A 792-nucleotide genomic window follows, 5' to 3' on the forward strand; every position below is an offset into this window, starting at 1 on the left:
AACGGAAAACCGGTACTGAACATGAACCATCAATGGATAAAACAATGAACTAAGAGAACCGGAAATCTTCCCGCGAATTGCACTGATATAAGATAGTCAGGAGTCCTCAGAGTGGGAACGAGGAAAAAGGAAACGCAAGATTTCGCAGATCACGCCTGCGGCGCTGGGCTTCGCTCATCGCATTTTTTCACGCCGCTCTCGCCCGCCCGGAGCCGGGCGGTTGCTCGTTGCTGTCGCAAACGCGGCTAAAAATGCTCGCGAAGCCATTCCTTCCTGCAACTCAAAGACCACCAATACATTAATGCACTCTCCTGATGACTATTCACCTATGCCCGACGACGAATACCCGTATGCAGAACAGACCCAGGCCATTCTCAAAGCAGCAATAGCCGTCTATAATAATCTGGGAGTTGGGTTTTTGGAAGCAGTATATCAGGAAGCATTAGAAATGGAACTCCGAAAACAAAACATCCCCTTCGAATCACAAAAAACGCTGAAAATCTACTATCAGGGAAAAGAACTCACGAAAACCTATATCGCAGACATCATCTGTTACGGGGAAATCATCCTGGAACTCAAAGCAATCTCTGCCCTTACCAAGACCGAAGGAGCACAACTCATCAACTATCTCAAAGCATCCGGAAAACAGGTTGGACTTCTCATCAATTACGGGAAAGAACGAAAACTGGAATGGAAACGCTACATCTTCACCAACACCACCTACCTCACGAAACAAAACATCCCGGAAAAAACCTGAACCGACCACCAAAACAGCAGCCCCAAGCTGCCACC

The 792-nt window shown here is 47.5% G+C and carries 1 protein-coding gene; it reads left to right on the plus strand.

Annotated features, from left to right (window positions below; translation table 11 throughout):
• Positions 1–328 precede the first annotated feature (328 nt).
• Complete coding sequence (locus O0S10_RS10465) at positions 329–757, plus strand: GxxExxY protein (RefSeq protein WP_268925828.1); 429 nt, start codon at positions 329–331, stop codon at positions 755–757.
• Positions 758–792: the final 35 nt, after the last annotated feature.

Origin of the sequence: Methanocorpusculum petauri (assembly GCF_026891975.1) — an archaeon.
Taxonomy (GTDB): domain Archaea; phylum Halobacteriota; class Methanomicrobia; order Methanomicrobiales; family Methanocorpusculaceae; genus Methanocorpusculum; species Methanocorpusculum petauri.